The 16,940-nt window shown below is 72.3% G+C and carries 15 protein-coding genes; 6 read left to right on the top strand and 9 right to left on the bottom strand.

The genetic code is table 11. The annotated features are described in order from the left end of the window. Nucleotides 1–41 precede the first annotated feature (41 nt). Both AC3RX1_RS12870 and AC3RX1_RS12865 read left to right on the top strand, forming a co-directional pair. Entirely contained in the window at nucleotides 42–875 is an 834-nt protein-coding gene (locus AC3RX1_RS12870; protein WP_491501637.1) for an aldo/keto reductase, read from the top strand. A gap of 27 nt (nucleotides 876–902) precedes the next feature. Further along, complete coding sequence (locus AC3RX1_RS12865) at nucleotides 903–2,981, top strand: S9 family peptidase (RefSeq protein ID WP_491501636.1); 2,079 nt, start codon at nucleotides 903–905, stop codon at nucleotides 2,979–2,981. Nucleotides 2,982–3,008: 27 nt separating this feature from the next. Here AC3RX1_RS12865 and AC3RX1_RS12860 read toward each other — a convergent pair whose 3' ends face one another. Together AC3RX1_RS12860 and AC3RX1_RS12855 are read right to left on the bottom strand one after the other, a co-directional pair. After that, nucleotides 3,009–3,227 (bottom strand): hypothetical protein, encoded by a 219-nt coding sequence (locus AC3RX1_RS12860; protein WP_491501635.1) that lies wholly within the window; start codon nucleotides 3,225–3,227, stop codon nucleotides 3,009–3,011. Further along, the gene (locus AC3RX1_RS12855) at nucleotides 3,224–3,808 is read right to left on the bottom strand and encodes a YdeI/OmpD-associated family protein (RefSeq protein WP_491501634.1); all 585 of its coding nucleotides are present in this window, start codon (nucleotides 3,806–3,808) and stop codon (nucleotides 3,224–3,226) included. Before AC3RX1_RS12855 ends, AC3RX1_RS12860 begins: the two co-directional genes overlap by 4 nt. A 68-nt stretch (nucleotides 3,809–3,876) precedes the next feature. Here AC3RX1_RS12855 and AC3RX1_RS12850 point away from each other — a divergent pair, with 68 nt between their 5' ends. Beyond that, complete coding sequence (locus AC3RX1_RS12850; protein WP_491501633.1) at nucleotides 3,877–4,713, top strand: siderophore-interacting protein; 837 nt, start codon at nucleotides 3,877–3,879, stop codon at nucleotides 4,711–4,713. A 70-nt stretch (nucleotides 4,714–4,783) separates the two neighbouring features. Here AC3RX1_RS12850 and AC3RX1_RS12845 read toward each other — a convergent pair whose 3' ends face one another. The 3 genes from AC3RX1_RS12845 to AC3RX1_RS12835 all read right to left on the bottom strand — a co-directional run bounded on the left by AC3RX1_RS12845 (nucleotide 4,784) and on the right by AC3RX1_RS12835 (nucleotide 7,071). Further along, nucleotides 4,784–5,200: a VOC family protein gene (locus AC3RX1_RS12845; RefSeq protein WP_491501632.1), complete on the bottom strand. Its 417-nt coding sequence runs from the start codon at nucleotides 5,198–5,200 to the stop codon at nucleotides 4,784–4,786. 39 nt (nucleotides 5,201–5,239) lie between these two features. Then, complete coding sequence (locus AC3RX1_RS12840; RefSeq protein ID WP_491501631.1) at nucleotides 5,240–6,250, bottom strand: DNA-3-methyladenine glycosylase family protein; 1,011 nt, start codon at nucleotides 6,248–6,250, stop codon at nucleotides 5,240–5,242. 86 nt (nucleotides 6,251–6,336) lie between these two features. After that, a complete protein-coding gene (locus AC3RX1_RS12835) occupies nucleotides 6,337–7,071 on the bottom strand; it encodes a winged helix-turn-helix domain-containing protein (protein ID WP_491501630.1) in 735 nt (244 codons plus the stop codon). 469 nt (nucleotides 7,072–7,540) lie between these two features. Here AC3RX1_RS12835 and AC3RX1_RS12830 point away from each other — a divergent pair, with 469 nt between their 5' ends. Then, the gene (locus AC3RX1_RS12830; RefSeq protein WP_491501629.1) at nucleotides 7,541–7,840 is read left to right on the top strand and encodes a GNAT family N-acetyltransferase; all 300 of its coding nucleotides are present in this window, start codon (nucleotides 7,541–7,543) and stop codon (nucleotides 7,838–7,840) included. Nucleotides 7,841–7,864: 24 nt separating this feature from the next. Here the strand turns inward: AC3RX1_RS12830 and AC3RX1_RS12825 are convergent, their stop codons facing one another. Further along, nucleotides 7,865–8,701 (bottom strand): MOSC domain-containing protein, encoded by an 837-nt coding sequence (locus AC3RX1_RS12825; protein WP_491501628.1) that lies wholly within the window; start codon nucleotides 8,699–8,701, stop codon nucleotides 7,865–7,867. 91 nt (nucleotides 8,702–8,792) lie between these two features. On the opposite strand from AC3RX1_RS12825, the gene AC3RX1_RS12820 reads away from it, so the two are divergent. Both AC3RX1_RS12820 and AC3RX1_RS12815 read left to right on the top strand, forming a co-directional pair. Continuing rightward, a complete protein-coding gene (locus AC3RX1_RS12820; RefSeq protein ID WP_491501627.1) occupies nucleotides 8,793–9,941 on the top strand; it encodes an exonuclease SbcCD subunit D in 1,149 nt (382 codons plus the stop codon). Then, entirely contained in the window at nucleotides 9,938–12,943 is a 3,006-nt protein-coding gene (locus AC3RX1_RS12815) for an AAA family ATPase (protein ID WP_491501626.1), read from the top strand. Before AC3RX1_RS12820 ends, AC3RX1_RS12815 begins: the two co-directional genes overlap by 4 nt. Before the next feature lie 3 nt (nucleotides 12,944–12,946). On the opposite strand, the gene AC3RX1_RS12810 is transcribed toward AC3RX1_RS12815, so the two are convergent. The 3 genes from AC3RX1_RS12810 to AC3RX1_RS12800 all read right to left on the bottom strand — a co-directional run bounded on the left by AC3RX1_RS12810 (nucleotide 12,947) and on the right by AC3RX1_RS12800 (nucleotide 16,874). Beyond that, a complete protein-coding gene (locus AC3RX1_RS12810) occupies nucleotides 12,947–13,858 on the bottom strand; it encodes a DUF4190 domain-containing protein (RefSeq protein WP_491501625.1) in 912 nt (303 codons plus the stop codon). Between the two features lie 66 nt (nucleotides 13,859–13,924). Continuing rightward, on the bottom strand, nucleotides 13,925–15,406 hold the full coding sequence (locus tag AC3RX1_RS12805) for a lipase maturation factor family protein (protein ID WP_491501624.1): 1,482 nt from the start codon (nucleotides 15,404–15,406) through the stop codon (nucleotides 13,925–13,927). 4 nt (nucleotides 15,407–15,410) lie between these two features. After that, complete coding sequence (locus AC3RX1_RS12800; protein ID WP_491501623.1) at nucleotides 15,411–16,874, bottom strand: phytoene desaturase family protein; 1,464 nt, start codon at nucleotides 16,872–16,874, stop codon at nucleotides 15,411–15,413. Between the last annotated feature and the right edge of the window lie 66 nt (nucleotides 16,875–16,940).

Here is a 16,940-nt window from a genome sequence, read left to right as displayed (position 1 = left end):
AACCGGGTGTCGAACCGGCGATCGGCGGCCAGGATGGAGTCATGACCGCGATCCCCACCGTGACCCTCAACGACGACGTCCACTTCCCGGAGCTCGGCTTCGGCACTTACAAGCTGACGGGATCGGAGGGGGTGGATGCCATCGCCTCCGCGATCTCGGCCGGGTACCGGCTGCTCGACACCGCGGTCAACTACGGCAACGAAGCGGAGGTGGGCGAGGCGGTGCGCCGCAGCGACACCGACCGAGACGAGCTGCTCGTCACGACGAAGCTCCCCGGGCGCGACCACGGCTTCGACGAGACCCTCGCGAGCGCGCGGGGCTCGCTGGAGCGTCTCGGCCTCGACCGCATCGACCTCTACCTCATCCACTGGCCGAACCCCAGCGTCGGCCGGTACCTCGACAGCTGGCGCGCGATGATCCGGCTGCGTGAGGAGGGACTCGTCCGCTCGATCGGCGTCTCGAACTTCACCGAAGAGATGCTGGCGCGCCTCATCGACGAGACCGGCGTGACCCCGGCCGTGAACCAGGTCGAGATGCACCCGTACTTCCCGCAGTCGGCGCTGCGCGCGTTCCACACCGCTCACGGCATCCGCACCGAGAGCTGGAGCCCGCTCGCCCGCCGCAGCGAGCTGCTGAGCGAGCAGGCGGTGACGGATGTCGCGGCCGCCCACGAGGTCACCCCCACGCAGGCGGTGCTGCGGTGGCATGTGCAGCTCGGTTCGACGCCCATTCCGAAGTCGGCGCATGCCGACCGGCAGCGGGAGAACGCCGACATCTTCGACTTCACGCTCACCGACGACGAGGTCGCGGCCCTCTCGGCTCTCGAGCGCGGCCGGCTCTGGGACGGCGACCCCGACACGCACGAGGAGATGTAGCCTCCGGCGCGGCGATAGCGTGGGGTCATGCGCACAACGCCGTTCGACTCCCTTGACGACTACATCGCCCTGCCCCGCACCGAGTCCCTCGCACTCTCGCCCGACGGGCGCCGCGCGATCCTCGGGATCGCCACGTTGAACAAGGACGGCACCGGCTACGACCGCGCCCTCTGGGAGGTCGCGACAGACGACACGGATGCGCCGGCCCGCCGTCTCACCCGCTCAGCGAAGGGCGAATCGGCGCCGGTCTACACGGCGGACGGCGACGTGCTCTTCCTCTCGGCGCGTCCCGACGGCACGGCGGACGACGACGACCCGGCGCAGCTGTGGCTGCTCCCCGCCGGCGGCGGCGAGGCGCGTCCGGTGACCCGGCTCGCCGGCGGCGTGTCGTCCATCGAAGCGGTGGCCGAGGCATCCGATGTCGTCATCGTCTCGGCCCCGCTGCTGCCGGCGGCCGACACGATCGACGACGACGCCCGGTTGCGGGCCGACCGTTCCAAGCACAAGGTGGCCGCGATCCTGCACGAGCAGTATCCGGTCCGGTACTGGGACCACGACCTCGGTCCCGACGAGCCGCACCTCTTCGCGCTCCGGCTCGGCGAGCTGGTCGAGGAGGTCGGATCCGCGCGCACCGGTGAGACGGAGAAGGGCGACGATGCTCCCGCCCCGTATCCCGCGCACCTCCCGCGCCCTCGTGACCTCACCCCGCACCCGGGCCGGTCGGCCTCCACGCGCGGAGTCGCGATCACCCCCGACGGCGCGACCGTCGTGGCCGCGATGCTCGCACGCGAGGGCCGCTCGCAGCGGTCGCGGCTCGTGTCGATCGACGTGGCGACCGCTGAGCAGACGATCCTGCATGACGAGCAGCGTGTCGACCAGGAGGAGCCCGTCATCAGCCACGACGGCACTCACCTGGCGTGGATCCGCACACCGCGCAGCACGGCCGACGGCCCTGCCGACCAGGAGCTCCTGACGAGCGCCCTCGACGGATCCGACGTGCAGCGCCTCGCCGCCGGCTGGGACCGGTGGGCGACCGGCATCGCGTTCGACGGCGACGACGCGGCGCTCGTCGCGACGGCCGATCAGGACGGCCGCGGCCCGGTCTTCCGCATTCCGCTCGACGGCTCGGCCGCGGCCCAGCTCACCGACGACGACTTCAGCTACACCGACGTCACGGTCGATCGCGCGACGGGCGATCTCGTGGGCCTGCGCACGAGCTGGATGGTGCCGCCGCATCCCGTCCGCATCGGCGACGACGCCGTCACGGCGATCGCCGGACCGGTGCCGCTGCCCGACGTTCCCGCCATGATGACCGAGGTCGAGGCGACCGCGGACGACGGCGCGCGCGTGCGCGGCTGGCTTCTCCTGCCCCCGGATGCGTCGACCGACGCCCCGGCTCCGTTGCTGCTGTGGATCCACGGCGGCCCCGTGAGCAGCTGGAACGCGTGGAGCTGGCGCTGGAATCCGCAGCTCATGGTGGCCCGCGGATATGCGGTGCTGCTGCCCGACCCCGCGCTGTCGACCGGCTACGGACTCGACTTCATTGCGCGCGGGTGGAACAGCTGGGGAGCGAAGCCCTACACCGACCTCATGGCGATCACCGACGCCGTCGTGGCACGGGGCGACATCGACGAGTCGCGCACCGCGGCGCTGGGCGGGTCCTTCGGCGGCTACATGGCGAACTGGGTCGCCGGGCACACCGACCGCTTCCGCGCGATCGTGACGCACGCGAGCCTGTGGGCGCTCGACCAGTTCGGCGGCACGACCGACGACTCCTCCTACTGGCAGGAGATCTTCACGCCAGAGGCGATGATCGAGAACTCGCCGCACCGGTTCGTCCGCGACATCAGCACGCCGCTTCTGGTCATCCACGGCGACCGCGACTACCGCGTGCCGATCGGCGAGGGGCTGCGACTGTGGTCGGAGCTGGGCGAGCACTTCGCCGCCGAGGACGGCACGCTGCCGCACAAGTTCCTCTACTTCCCCGACGAGAACCACTGGGTGCTGAAGCCGCAGCACGCGGTGGTCTGGTACGAGACGGTGCTCGCGTTCCTCGCCCAGCACGTGCTCGAGAAGGATTGGGCGCGCCCGGACCGCATCGGCTGAACCGGGTGCGGGGTGACGGGGCGCGGGTCAGAGGCGCGCCCCGTCGTCGTCGGGGTCGTCGAGATGCGGGGCCTTGCCGCGCCACGACTCGTACGCCATGATCCAGCCGATCGCGACGATGGCCGCGAGCATGAGCCCCAGCCAGATGCTGGCGAGAACCGCGCCGACGATCGCCCCGAGCGCGATCAGCACGATCGTGCCGACGACCCAGCCGATGCGGCCGCGCGGCCATCCGTTCTTCGTCATGGCCCCAGCGTAGAGGCACCGTGGTCGCGCAGCCGCACGAGCGCCCGCGCCACACGGCGGGCGAGCACGTCCTCGGTCCCAGCGGTGAGCAGAGGATGCAGGATCGAGTACCGGTCCGCGCGGCTCAGCGCGTCGAACGCCGCGCGAGCGGTGGGGTCCGCGGCGAGCGCCTCGACGAGCGCGGCCGGCGGCTCGGCGGACGCGGATCCCGCGTATGCGCGCTCCCAGCGGCCATCGGCCTGCGCGCGCTCGACCTCCGCGACGCCGCGCGGTCGCATCCGTCCCTCCTCGCCGAGTCGCGCCACGTGCTCCACATTGCGCTGCGACCAGATCGACCGTGCGCGCCGCGGGGTGAACCGCTGCAGGAAGGTCGCGGCATCCCGGGAGCGGATCTGTCCGTCGATCCATCCGCTGCACAGCGCCTCGTCGAGCGCCTGGGCGTAGGTCAGCGTCGTGGGATCTGTCGTGCCCTTCTTGGCGAGCGCGAGCCAGACGCCGTCGGAGGTGCTCTCATTCGCGTCCAGCCACCGTCGCCAGGCGCTCGCATCCGCCACGACGAGAATCTCGATCTCGCTCTGCACGTGTCGAGAGTAGTGCCGGCCGCCGACACGCGCGCTAGTCGGTCAGGCTCACCTTACTTGGAGGGGCGATGGTCCGCACCAACATGACCGCGACGCGACGCAAGCCCGAGACGGCTCGCGTGCTCACGGCGCACGCTCTGCGACGGGAGCGGATCTCGCAGAGCTTCGTCCGGGTGACGGTCGGCGGGGGAGACCTCGAGGAGTTCGTGCCGATGGGCTTCGATCAGTGGTTCCGGCTGTTCCTGCCCGTCGGCGAGAAGTCGCTCGCCCGGCTTCCGCGGCGCCTCGACACGCTCTCCTACCTGCGTTACCTCGCGATCGCAAAGACCGAGCGACCGCTCCTGCGGAACTACACGGTGGGCGGGTTCCGCCCCGACGGCACAGGCGGTGCGGAGCTGGACATCGACTTCGTGCTCCACGGGCTCGATGACGGGCTCCGCCACGACGCGGGTCCGGCGGTCGAGTGGGCGCTGCAGTGCACGCCGGGCGATGCGATCGGCCTGCTCGACGAGGGAGTGTCGTACAACGCGCCGCCCGAGTGCGGCGAGAGCACGCTGCTGGTCGCCGACGAGACGGGTCTGCCCGCGGTCGCCGGCATCCTCTCCTCGCTGCCTGACGGGGCGCGGGGCGTCGCGGTCATCGAGGTCCCGGATGCGTCGGACCGCCGGGATCTGCACGCGCCTGCCGGCGTCGAGGTGCGGTGGATCGTCCGCGCCGACCCCGACGCGGTGCCCGGCCGTGCCGCCCTCACCGAGGTGCAGGCGCTCGCCGTGCCGGGAGAGCGCTTCTACGGCTGGGCGGTCGGCGAGCAGTCGCTCGCCGTGGGCGCCCGCCGGCACTGGGTGCATGCGGGTGTCCCGCGATCCGACATCACGTTCTGCGGGTATTGGCGCCACGGCCACTGACGCCGATCGCCCCGCGCCCGCCCGTCCCGCCGCGACACGGCTGCCGAGCCGCCCGTGTCGCCGAGCACGATCACTCCGCCGTCGGACTGATCGTGACACCCCATTCGACACCGAACCGGTCCACGACCATGCCGTAGCGACCGCCCCACGGCACGGCATCCAGCGGCATCGTCACCGTGCCGCCGTCGGCCAGGCGCTCCCAGCACTTCTCGATCTGGGCCGCGTCGTCACCGCCGAGAGCGAGCGAGATGCCTGCCGGCGGGGAGTGGTCGGCCCCGGTGGGGGCGTCGGCGGCCATGAGCACCAGCCCGTCGTCGGTCTCCAGGTGGGAGTGCATGATGCGATCGTCGTCGACGGGATCGTGCGGCACCTGGGGGAACTGCGCGTAGGTCACGAGGTTGAGCTCCCCGCCGAAGACGGACTGGTAGAAGCCCATGGCTTCACGTGTTTCGCCGTTCAAGGCCAGATAGGGGTTGAGCGTTCTCATGCGGCGAGTGTCACGCCGGCCTCCGACATCGGCAAGGGGTCAGCGCGCCCGGTGGTCCTCGGGATGCAGCCGCGGTCCGCGGCGGGGTTCCCGGGCGCCGCTCAGGCGGATGAGCCGCACGACGCGCTGGCGGTGTCCCGCCCAGGGGGACAGCAGCCGCAGCATCCCCTCGTCGTCGGTGCGGGAGCCCGTGAGGGCGAAGCCCACCTCGTGGGCGAGGTGGTAGTCGCCGACGCTGACGGCGTCGGGGTCGCCGAGGGCGCGGATGCGTGCCTCGGCGGCGGTCCACGCGCCGATGCCGCGCACCGACGTGAGCACCGCGTCGCGTGCGATCCCGTCGGCCGCCGCCTCGGTCGCGCGGACGAGGGACGGGCCGCGGCGCGCCGCTTCCACGATCGCGCGCGACTGCGGCGGCTCGAGTCCCGCGCGATGCCACGCCCACGACGGGATCGCCCTCCAGCCCTCGATGGAGGGCGGCGCGAACATCGGCCCGGGCGTCGGTCCTGGCGCGCGCTCGCCGAACCAGGTGACGAGCCGTCGCCACGCGCCGAACGCCTGCAGTCCGGTGACCTTCTGCTCGATGATCGCGCCGACCAGTGCATCGAAAACGAGGTCGGTGCGCGAGAGGCGCAGACCGGGGTGACGGCGGCGCACGTCGGCGACGAGCGGATGCGTCGACGCGTCGAATCCGTCGAGATCGTCGTCCGCCCCGCACAGCGCCGGCACGTGTGCGAGCGCCCAGTCGTTGCCAGGACCCCATGCTGCCGCGCGGATGACCCCCGGGGAGACCTCGCGCAGGGCCAGGGTGGCGACGCCGCACGGCGTGCGGAGCGCACGCCAGATCACCCCGGACGAGACCGCGAACGTCGGATCATGCGCTCCGCGGCGCTGGATGCCGACCGTCAGCAGCAGATCGAGCGGGTGCTGGGGCCGGTACTCGGTCTCGCGGGCCGGGGGAACGCGCGGCACCGTCGCCGGTCGGGCACCGGTCACGGACGGGTGCGGCCGCACGGCGGTCGCCGTCGCCGTGATCCCCGCCCCCGTCTCCATGCCACCAACCCTACGTGGTCACCCCCGACATTCCGAGATGCCAGCGCGCCACACGGAGGGAGGCTCGAAGCTCCCCGGCTGCCGCGTCAGAAGCGGTCGGGCGAGGGCGTCCCGTGACCGTAGTTGATGGTCACGTCGGCGTGCCGGTCGAAGCGGTACCCGACGCCGCGCACCGTGCGCACGACATCTTCGTACCGGCCGAGCTTGGCGCGCAGTCGCCGCACGTGCACGTCGATCGTGCGCTCGCCGGGAGCGTCCTTGTCGCCGGTCTGCCAGAGCGACGAGACGAGCTCGGTGCGTTCGATCGTGCGTCCTTCGCGCAGCACCAGGTACTGCAGGAGCTCGAACTCCTTGAACGTGAGCGCGGCCGATTCGTTGTCGATCACGACGCGCTTGCGGGAGATGTCCACGATGACGCCGCTGCCGGAGGGCTCGTCGTCGATCTCGGGTTCGGGCTGGGTACGGGCCACGGCGCTCGGCTCGTGCAGCGCGAGCCGCACGACGTCGACGTCGCGGCCGCCGGCGCCCACCGGCGCGAGGGCGACCGTCGCATACGTCTCGGCCTCGGGCGCCACCTCGGCGAGCGTGCGGCGCAGCGCTTCCACGATCGCACCCAGCGGAACGCCGGCAGCAGCGGCCTTCGCGTCGTCGAAGCCGACGTAGAGGGCGAATCCGCGCGGCGTCGTCCCCGAGGGAAGGGCGCGCTGCACCACGGCGGGCGCCGGGGCGGGAGCGGCGGCCGGGGCATCGGTGACGAGGCGGAGTGCGGGGCGGGTGGTGGTGGTCGTGGAGGGACGCTCGAGGAGGGCGGTGTTCGACATGATGTGTGTCCTAGGAGGGAAGGTCCCGCAGCGCCAGGATGACGCCGTCTTCGGGAACGACTGTGCAGCGATCACGGCCCAGAGCGGGCCGGGTGCGAGGCATCCTTGCGCAGAGTGCGCCGAGGTGCTCGGGGGCTGCGAGCGCTGTCACCCCGGGGTGAGGGGTGGTGTGCGCGAGCCCGGCGGGGGTTACCGACTAGTGGCACATTCGACAACACATCACAACGCGCACCGGCATCATGATGCCGGCAGTCCTGTTCGCCTCCCGGGCGGACAGAGAAAGCGCGTTGTGAGTCATGTGGCTGATTATGACGGAATGCGTCCGCATGCGTCAAATCGCACCAGGGTCGCCGCCGGAACGTGTCGAAATGTGACACTTTGCTCAATGCGCGCCGCTGCGACGCGGTCTCGGCTGGCGTGCGACCCGGTATCGGGCCTCGCGGCGCCGATCCGGGGTTACCCTGGCGACGTGAGTGATCTTCGTTTCGCGAACGAACCCGATGCGTCGCGATACACGCTGCACCGTGGCGGCGACCTCGTCAGTGTGCTCGATTATCGCGATGACGGGCGAAGCGTCGCCCTGACCCGCGCCTACACCGTGCCGCCCTTCCGGGGGAACGGCTATGCCGGTGAGCTCGTCGCCCGCGCCGTCGCCGACCTCGAGTCCCGCGGCGACAGAAGCGTGATTCCCGTCTGCTGGTACGTCGCCGACTGGTTCGCCGCCCATCCCGCGCACGCCGGCATCCTGAACCCGCGCACACCGGCCTGACGCGGCCCCGCCGAGCCGGCGCCGTCAGACAGGCGCGTGCTCCCGGCGTTCGAGCACCTCGACCTCGTCGCCGACCGCGATCGTCCCGGTCGACTCCGGGATCACCCGGATCGCGAACCACGTCTTCCCCGCCCACCGGCGGTGCCGGGCGAGGGTGCGGATCGGCTCCTCGCCGTGGGCGAGGGTTTCGGGGTCGATCGTGGTCAGCACGCAGCGATCGCAGTGCTCGCCGAACCGATACGTGACGCCTCCGATGCGCACGCGCCCCCAGTCATCCTCCGCGAACGGCTCCAGCCGCCCGTCGCCGTCGTCGATCACGACGTTGGGACGGAACCGCGAGATCGGGATCACCGCCGAGGGATCGGTCTCGCCGATCCAGTGGTTCAACCGGCGCAGCGAGACGGCGCTCGCGATCAGCAGCGGGGCAGCGTCGGCGAGGGTGACGTGGTCGCCATCCCGACCGCCGTGCTCGGCCGACACCGCGCGGGAGCGCGGATCGGCCTGCCAGACCAGGCGCACGGGGTGGTTCAGGATGCGCGAGCACCACTGTGCGGCGGCGTCGCCCGCGTACCGGGCGCGGGGCATCCGCGACACTCCCACCTCCGCCGCGGGACCGTCGACGGGGAACGGCACCTCGAGGGGAGCCGCATCCGGCGCCGACAGCACCAGCCCGGTCTCCGTCGGAGTCGCGGTGATCCGCAGCATGACATCATGCCGACGCGCAGTCAGCACGGCGCCGGTCGCGTCCACGATCGCCCATCGCCGGTCGCCCTCGATGCCGTGCCGATGCACGATCCCCCGGTGCACGGGGAGCGCACGCGTGGACTTGATCGGATAGACGGTCAGCGAGTCGACGAGCACGGGGGACAACCTAGCAATCCGAGCCGGGCAAGACCGCCGCCCCCGGCTCGTCCTGCGGGGGATGTCGGCACCCGAACGTACCGTGGAAGGCATGCGGATCCTCCACACCTCCGACTGGCACATCGGGCGTACGTTCCACGGCAGCCCGACGCTGCCGGCGCTGCGCCGCGTGCTGGAGGCGCTGGTCGACGAGGTGCGATCCCGCGCGGTCGACGTGGTGGTCGTGGCGGGCGATGTGTTCGACTCCGCCGCCCCTGCCGCCGACTGCTACACGTTGCTGACCGACACGCTCGCGGCGGTGCGCGAAGCCGGCGCGCGGCTCGTCGTCACGAGCGGCAATCACGACTCCGCCGCCCGTCTCGGCTTCCAGGCGAAGCTGCTGCGCGACGGCATCCATGTCCTCACCGATCCGGGCGCGATCGCCACTCCCGTGACGATCCCCGACGAGCACGGCCCCGTCCACTTCTACGGCATCCCCTACCTGGAGCCGGCCCTCGTGCGTCGGCTGTGGCCGGGCGTGCGCACCCAGGCGCAGGCGCTCGACCGTGCCATGGACATCGTGCGGACCGACGCCCTGGTCCGCGGCGGTCGGTACGTCGTCGCCGCGCACTGCTTCACGTCGGGCGTCGAGGCGACGCCGCATCTCGAACGCGACATCCAGCAGGGCGGACTCGACATCGTGCCGGTGTCGGTGTTCGAGGGCCCCGATTACGTGGCCCTCGGCCACATCCACGGCCGCAGCGTGCTCAGCGACCGGGTGCGGTACGCCGGCGCCCCGCTGCACTACAGCTTCGGCGAGCGCGACAAGCCGCGGGGCGCATGGCTCGTCGAGCTCGACGCCGAGGGGCTCACGTCGGTCGAGTGGGTCGCGCTGCCCATTCCTCGTCCGCTCACCGTCATCACGGGGGCGCTCGATGAGCTGCTCGCCGATCCGCGGTTCGCGGATGCGGAAGGGGCCTGGGTGAGCGCGCGCTACACCGACACCGCCGCACAGGTCGACCCCATGCGACGCCTGCAGCAGCGCTTTCCGCACTGCGCCGAGGTGCGTCACACCCCGGAGAAGGTCGCCTCGCCCGAGACCCGCTCGTTCGCGGACCGCGTCGGCGCCGCGCGATCGGACGGCGAACTCGTCGACCAGTTCCTCGCCCATGTGCGAAACGGCGAGACCGCGACCGACGACGAGGCCGACCTGATCCGCGACGTGCTCGGCGAGCGCGCCGCCGCCGAGGTCACGGCATGAAGCTGCACAGCCTCGAGATCGCCGGTTTCGGGCCGTTCCTGCAGCGGCAGCGAGTCGACTTCGACGCGTTCGACGACGACGGCATCTTCCTCATCGCAGGCCGCACCGGCGCGGGCAAGTCGAGCATCCTCGACGGCGTGACCTTCGCGCTCTACGGCGGTGTGCCCCGCTACGACGGCGGGGCGAAGCGGCTGCGCAGCGACCACTGTCGGCCCGAGGACCCCACCGAGGTGCAGTTGGAGTTCACCGTCGCCGAGCGACGCTGGCGGGTGACACGCTCCCCGGAGTACGAACGGCCGAAGAAGAACGGCCGCGGCGTCACGAAGGAGGATCACCGCGCGCTCGTGGAAGAGCTCGTCGACGGCGACTGGATCGGCCGGGCGGCGAAGCCCCGCGAAGCCGCCGAAGTGCTCGACGAGATCCTCGGTCTCAATCGGGAGCAGTTCCAGCAGGTCATCCTGCTGGCGCAGAACCGCTTCGCGCAGTTCCTGCTCGCCCGCAACGACGATCGGCAGTCGCTGCTGCGCACGCTGTTCGGCACCCGTCGCTACGAGGACTACCAGCGCGCCCTCGAGGACCGGCGGAAGGATGCCGAGGCCGCCGTGGCCGCCGGACTGCGCGGGGTGGAGTCGATCCTCGACGAGGCGGGCCGTCTCGTGGCCGCGCACGGGTTCGGTGGCGACGCCGCGGCCGATCCGTCCTCGGCGACGGGTTCGACCGCCGCCGTGCCGGAGCGGCTGGCCGCCCTGGAGCGCGCTCTCGAGCGCGGCGCCTACCGGGTGAGCGTGAACGTCCAGGCACGGGATGCGGCAGCCGACGCCCGCGACCGCGCTGCCGCCGATCACCAGGAGCTCGCGCGACGGCACGATCGCTCCGCTGCCCGCGACGACGCGCGCGAGGCGCTCGCGGCGCTCGAGGCGGAGACGGACGAGATCGCGGCGGCACGCGTCACGCTCGATCGCGCCCGCCGCGCGGAGGCGCTGCGCACCGCACTCGACGCATCCGATCGTGCGGACGCCGCCGTTGAGTCCGCCGCGCGAGCCGAGGCCCAGGCGCGGGAGGCCTGGCGGGCCGCGGGAGGCACACCGGCAGGAGAGGACCTCGACCGCGTCATCGAGGAGCTGACCGGTCACCTCGCGGTGTGGCGGGCTGCCCGCGACGCGGAGGACGCGCTGGAGTCCCTGCACGCCGAGCGGGACGCTCGGCGCGCCGATGCCACCGCCGCCGCCGACCGCATCGCCGGGCTGGAGGCGCAGCGCGCCACGCTCCCCGAACGGCGCCGGGCGCTGCGCGAGGCGATCGACGAACTGGCAGATCGTGCCGGAGGACTCGCCGACGCCCGCCAGGCGCGCGAGGACGCCGGCCTCCGACGTGACGCCGCACGCGACGCGCAGGCCTGTGCGCAGCGACTCGCCACCGCGGAGTGGGAGCACCTGCGCCGCAAGAGCGCCGCCGCGGATGCCGCCGCGGCCACCACCGCATTGCTGCGCCGGCGCGTGCAGGAGCGTGCCGGCGAACTGGCCGCCGCGCTCGAAGACGGGGCGCCCTGTGCGGTCTGCGGCTCGCGGGAGCACCCGCACCCCGCGCCGCGTGCCGACGAGCCCGTGACCGACGAGGAGCTCGAGGTCGCGGCGCAGCAGGAGGACGACGCGCGTGAGCGTGAGCGAGAAGCGGCCGCGGTGGCAGCCGAAGCGCGAACGGCGCACGCCGACGCGACAGCGCGGGCTGCCGGCATGGACGCCGACAGCGCACAGTCCGCCTTCGACGCGGCGGCGCAGCGTCTCGCCGATGCGGAGTCCGCCATCACCGAGCGGGACGAGCGCCGCGGTGCCCTGGACGCGCTCGACGCACAAGACGCCGAGACCTCCCGCGACCTCGAGGCGCAGCGGGCTCTTCTGGCCGAGCTGCAGCAGCAGGCCGCGACGCTCGCCGAGCGGCTCGCCGCCGCCGAGAAGACCGTCACACAGGCCCGCGGCGACTTCGAGACCGTTGCCGCGCGACTTGTCGACGGGCGCCGTCGGCGTGATCTCGCCGTCGCTCTGCGCGACGCGATCTCGGCTCTGCGCAGCGCGACGGCGGCCGCTGACGAGGCCGCGCGGGAGCGCGACACCAGGATCGCGGAATCCGCGTTCGCCGACGCGTCCGACGCCCGCTCCGCCCTGCGCGACGACAGCACCCGCCGAGCGCTCGACGACCGGATCAGCGAGCACGGCACCGCGCTGGAGGTGCAGCGCGCGCGCCTCATGGACCTCGAGATGGAGCTCGCCGGCGCGCCCGATCCGCTTCCCGACCTGTCGGCCAGTGCCGCCGCGCTCGCCGACGCCCGTGCGCGGGCGGATGCGGCGACCGCCGCGGCGGCAGAGGCCGCACAGGCCGTCACGGCGCTGACCGCACACATCGAACGGGCGCGCGCTGCGCACGCCGAGATCGCGGAGCGGGAGGCACGGCACCGTCTCATCGCCGGAGTCGCCCACGCCGTCGCGGGCCGCAACGACCGCAAGATGGACCTCGAGACGTTCGTGCTCGCCGCGGAGCTGGAGCAGATCGTGGCGGCGGCGAACCTGCGCCTGGAGGACATGTCGTCGGGCCGCTACCGGCTGAAGCACACGGATGCGCTCGCGGCGCGGAACGCCGCGAGCGGCCTGGGCCTGGAGATCGTCGACGCGTTCACGGGGCAGGCGCGCCCGGCGCAGTCGCTCTCGGGCGGCGAGACGTTCCTCGCATCGCTTGCGCTCGCGCTCGGCCTCGCCGAGGTCGTGACCTCGCGAGCGGGCGGCATCCGTCTCGACACGCTGTTCATCGACGAGGGCTTCGGGTCCCTCGACCCGGAGACGCTGGAACTCGCGATGCGGACCCTCGACGAGCTGCGCCAGGGCGGACGCACGGTCGGGGTCATCAGTCACGTCGAGGCGATGAAGGAGCAGCTGCCCGCGCAGCTGCTGGTGGAGGCGGCAGCGCACGGGCCGAGCACGGTTCGCCAGCCCGTGCTCGACCCGGTGTGATCGCTACTTCTCCAGGTACTGCTGCGCCGAGTCGAGCATCGCGCGCATGAACCGCTCGGCCTGGGACTCGTCGAACACGCCGCTCGACGAGTCGACCATCGCCTTGGCCTCGGTGGCGAGCGCATCGTCGCCGAGGGTGTTGTACTCGTCGAGCAGCTGCGAACCGATGAGCACGAGAGTGGAGTCGGGGAAGACCGCGTCGATCTGCTCGTCGGTCGCCTCCGGCTGCACATCCTTCATCAGGTCGCGCAGCTTCGGGCGCACGTCGGCGATGTAGGCGTCCTCGTCGTAGCTGCCGCCGGTGACGGCGTCGGTCGGCTCGTCGCTTGCCTGGTCGCTGGCCTCGTCGCTCGGGAACGCGCTCTGCGACGCCTCGGCGAGGGCGGAGTTCAGGCTGTGGGAGGTCGCGAGCCCGATCCACAGGAACGAGGCGGTGAGCGCGAAGATCGTGACGAATCCGCCGATCACCGACACGATGAGGCCCGCGATGCCCATGCCCTTGCCGCCCTGCGCCTTGCTGGCGAGCGCGACGATCGACAGGATGAACGCGGCCAGGAGCGCGAGGCTCCCGACGAGCACCGCGACCAGGCTGCCGAACGCGATCGGCACGAAGCCGCAGAGCGTCAGCACGAAGCCGGCGATCGCGAGGATCAGCGCGATGCGGGCGAGCTTCTTCGGGCGGTTGTCGGGCGGGACGGGACCGCCCGGAGCGGGATAGCCGCCCTGCGGGTAACCGGGACCCTGCGGATAGCCGCCCTGCGGGTACGGCGCCGTGGCGTTGGGCGGGACCGGGCCGGTGCCGGCCGGCGGAATCGGCCCGGCGGCCGCGGGACCGACTCCGGGCGCCATCGGGGGTGCCGGCGGTGCGGCCGGAGGCTGGTTCTCGTCGCCGGCCGGGTCGTGGGGAGTGCTCACAGGGGTCCTCCAAGGACGTGGGTGTGTCCGACGAGCCTAGCAATCCCTATGCAAGAGCTGGATGATTCATGTCAGAGCGCCGAGAGACACCGGCCGCACCAGCACATGCCGCTGATCCCGCACCCACACGTCGCCCGTCTGGCGGTGCTGCGCTCGCGTCGTGAAGCGGTAGCGATACGCGACGACCCGCACCCACCGCGGCGCCTGCCCCGCGAAGGGGTCGTCGCGCAGCAGCGCGAGCGTCGGCTCATCCGCCTCCAGCAGCCGGAGCAGCAGCATCTGGAACCAGTCCTCCAGCGATCGCCCGAGCGGCAGGAACCACATCAGCCAGTCGAGCCGCAGGTGATACGGCGCGAACTGTCCAGGGATGCGGTGGACCGGACCGGGCTTGCCCTTGAACACGTACTCGCTCCAGGTCGCCACGTCGGGGTCGGCATCCGTCGTCCCCTCCACCACATACTCGATGCGCTCCTTCGTCACTGTTCCGAACGCGCCGTAGGCGTTGGCCAGCTGCCAGCGGTTGAAGCTGGCGTTCATCAGCTGCCGGCGAGCCACGAGATTGCGGGCCGGCCACCAGCTGAGCACGACGTACAGCGCGAACACCGCGCACGTGACGATCACCCAGTACAACGGGATGCCGGCCAGCGGGCCCCATGCCCCGTCGTGAGCCGGACGGGGGGCGGAAGGCACGCCGAAACCCGAGAACGCCAGCACGATCGTGGCCCAGTTCAACCACGCGAAGTTGCCGGTGACGACGAGCCACAGCTGCGTCGCGACGACGATCGCCGCCGCGACGGCACCGATGACGGCGGGCACCGGCCCCGGAATCCAGTAGCCGAGGATCGGCGCGAACAGGAACCAGGGCACGACGAGCTGGGCGAAATGATTGCCGAGCACCTCGAGCCGGTGGAACCATGCCGGCAGCAGATGCGCCTGACGGCTCAGCGGCCCCGGCATCGGCTGCGTCTCGTGGTGGTACATCATCGCGGTGAGATCGCGCCACTCGCTGCCCCCGCGGATCTTGATCATCCCGGCCCCGAACTCGAGCCGGAACACGAGCCACCAGAAGAGCACGATCACCGCGACCGGCGGCGGCTGGTCACGCGAGCCGAGGAACGCCGCGAGGAAGCCCGCCTCCAGCAGCAGCATCTCCCACCCGAACCCGTAGAAGGTCTGCCCGATCGAGACGACCGACATGTACCCGAGCCACAGCGCCAGGAAGCACAGCGCAGGCACCCACGCCGGGCCGAGCTGCGGCACGCCGACCACGAGCGCCGCGGCCACCACGATCGCCCCGATGCACAGGGCGCGCAGACGCCCGTCGGTGTACCGCACCCACCGGAACAGCGTGGGGCGCAGCATCCGGCTCGCACGCTTCGAGGAGCGCACCCACTCCAGCAGTCGCGGGGCCGGCAGCAGGCCGTGGTCGCCGAGGAGGGCGGGGAACTGGTTCAGCGTCGAGGTGAACGCGACGAGGAAGAGCGCCGCGATGCCGCGCTGCAGCACTTCGCGCGCGAACGCGAAGTCGACGGCGGCGAAGGAGCCCATGGCGTCACCGGAAGAGGTCGTCGAGGTCGATCGCGCGGTCGCCACCGTCGCGCAGAGCCTGCCGGGCGGCCAGCCAGCCGGGCATCCCGTTCACCCCGGGACCGGGCGGTGTCGAGGCCGACGCGAGGTAGACCCCGCGCATCGGCGTGCGCCACGGCGTCGTGGAGATCACCGGACGCCGGAACGCCTGCAGCATCGTGAACGAGCCCCCGAGGATGTCCCCGCCGATGTCGGCCGGGTTGTAGGCGTGGCGGGCGGCAGCCGTCATCGAATGCGATGCGACGATGCGGTCGCGGAAGCCGGGTGCGAACCGCTCGACCTGCCGTGTCACGAGCTCGGTCGGGTCGAGATCGGACCCGGACGGCACGTGGATGTAGGCCCACAGCGTCTGATGGCCGGCGGGCGCACGGGTGTCGTCGAGCACCGACGGCTGTACCACGAGCACGTACGGCCGTTCGTCCACCCGACCCGCCGCCACGGCGTTCTCACTGCGCTCCACCTCGGCGCGGCTCCCGCCGACGTGCACCGTGGGGGAGGCTGCGACATCCGGATTCGCCCAGGGAACGGGCCCGTCGAGCGCGAAATCGACCTTGGCGGCCGCCGGCCCGTATCGATAGCGGCGGATGGCGCGGGCGTATCCGGCCGGCACATCGGGCAGGGTGAGCGCGAGCCGGGGCGCGCAGTCGAGCAGCAGCAGATCGCCCGCGGCCGGGTCGCCCCAGTCGAGCGCCGACAGGTCGCCGACCCGGTGCCCGGTCTCGACGATGCCGCCATGGGCTTCGAGGTCGGCGATGAGCGCGTGCGCGATCGCATCCGCGCCGCCCCGCGGGTACGCCCAGCCGGTCGAGTGCGCATGCGCGAGCAGGAACAGCCCGGATGCCATCGACGCCAGCGACGGCAGCGTGGTGTTCGCATGTGCGGCCACGCCGGCCACCAGCGCCCCGCCCTCCTCGGTGCGGAAGGTAGGCAGGATGCGGCGGCCGGCGCGCGTGCCGAGCTGCGCCATCCGCAGCCCGAACCGCGCGGCGGTGACCGGGTGCCGGGGTACCCGGATCAGCTGGTGTCCCGTGAAATCCGCGACGCCGGCCAGGTGCCGGTTCAGCGGCCGCATGACGCGACGCCACGCCGGCCCGTCCGCTCCCAGCTCCGCCACGGTGCGGGGCAGGTCGCGCCACGCGATCGCCGCGCGGCCGCCGTCGAGCGGGTGGGCGAAGGAGGCGTCGGGGACGATCCAGTCGATGCGGTCGAGGCCGAAGGCCTGGAAGAAGGCGGAGCTGAGGGCGGCCGGATGCACCGCCGAGCACACGTCGTGACGGTAGCCGGGCAGCGTGAGAGGGGAGGTCCGCAGCCCGCCGCCGGGGGTCGCCCCCGCCTCGAGGACACGCACCTCGTAGCCCGCGCGGGCAAGGGCGACGGCGGCGGCCAGGCCGTTCGGCCCGCTCCCGACGATCGTCGCCCGTCGCGCCATGCCCTCAGTCTTCCATGTGCTCTGCGCGCCCGCAGGGGGTTGACACCCGCCGGTGCCCATCCTGCC

Source organism: Microbacterium altimontanum (assembly GCF_058349865.2).
This window is presented reverse-complemented; position numbering and strand designations above follow the sequence as displayed.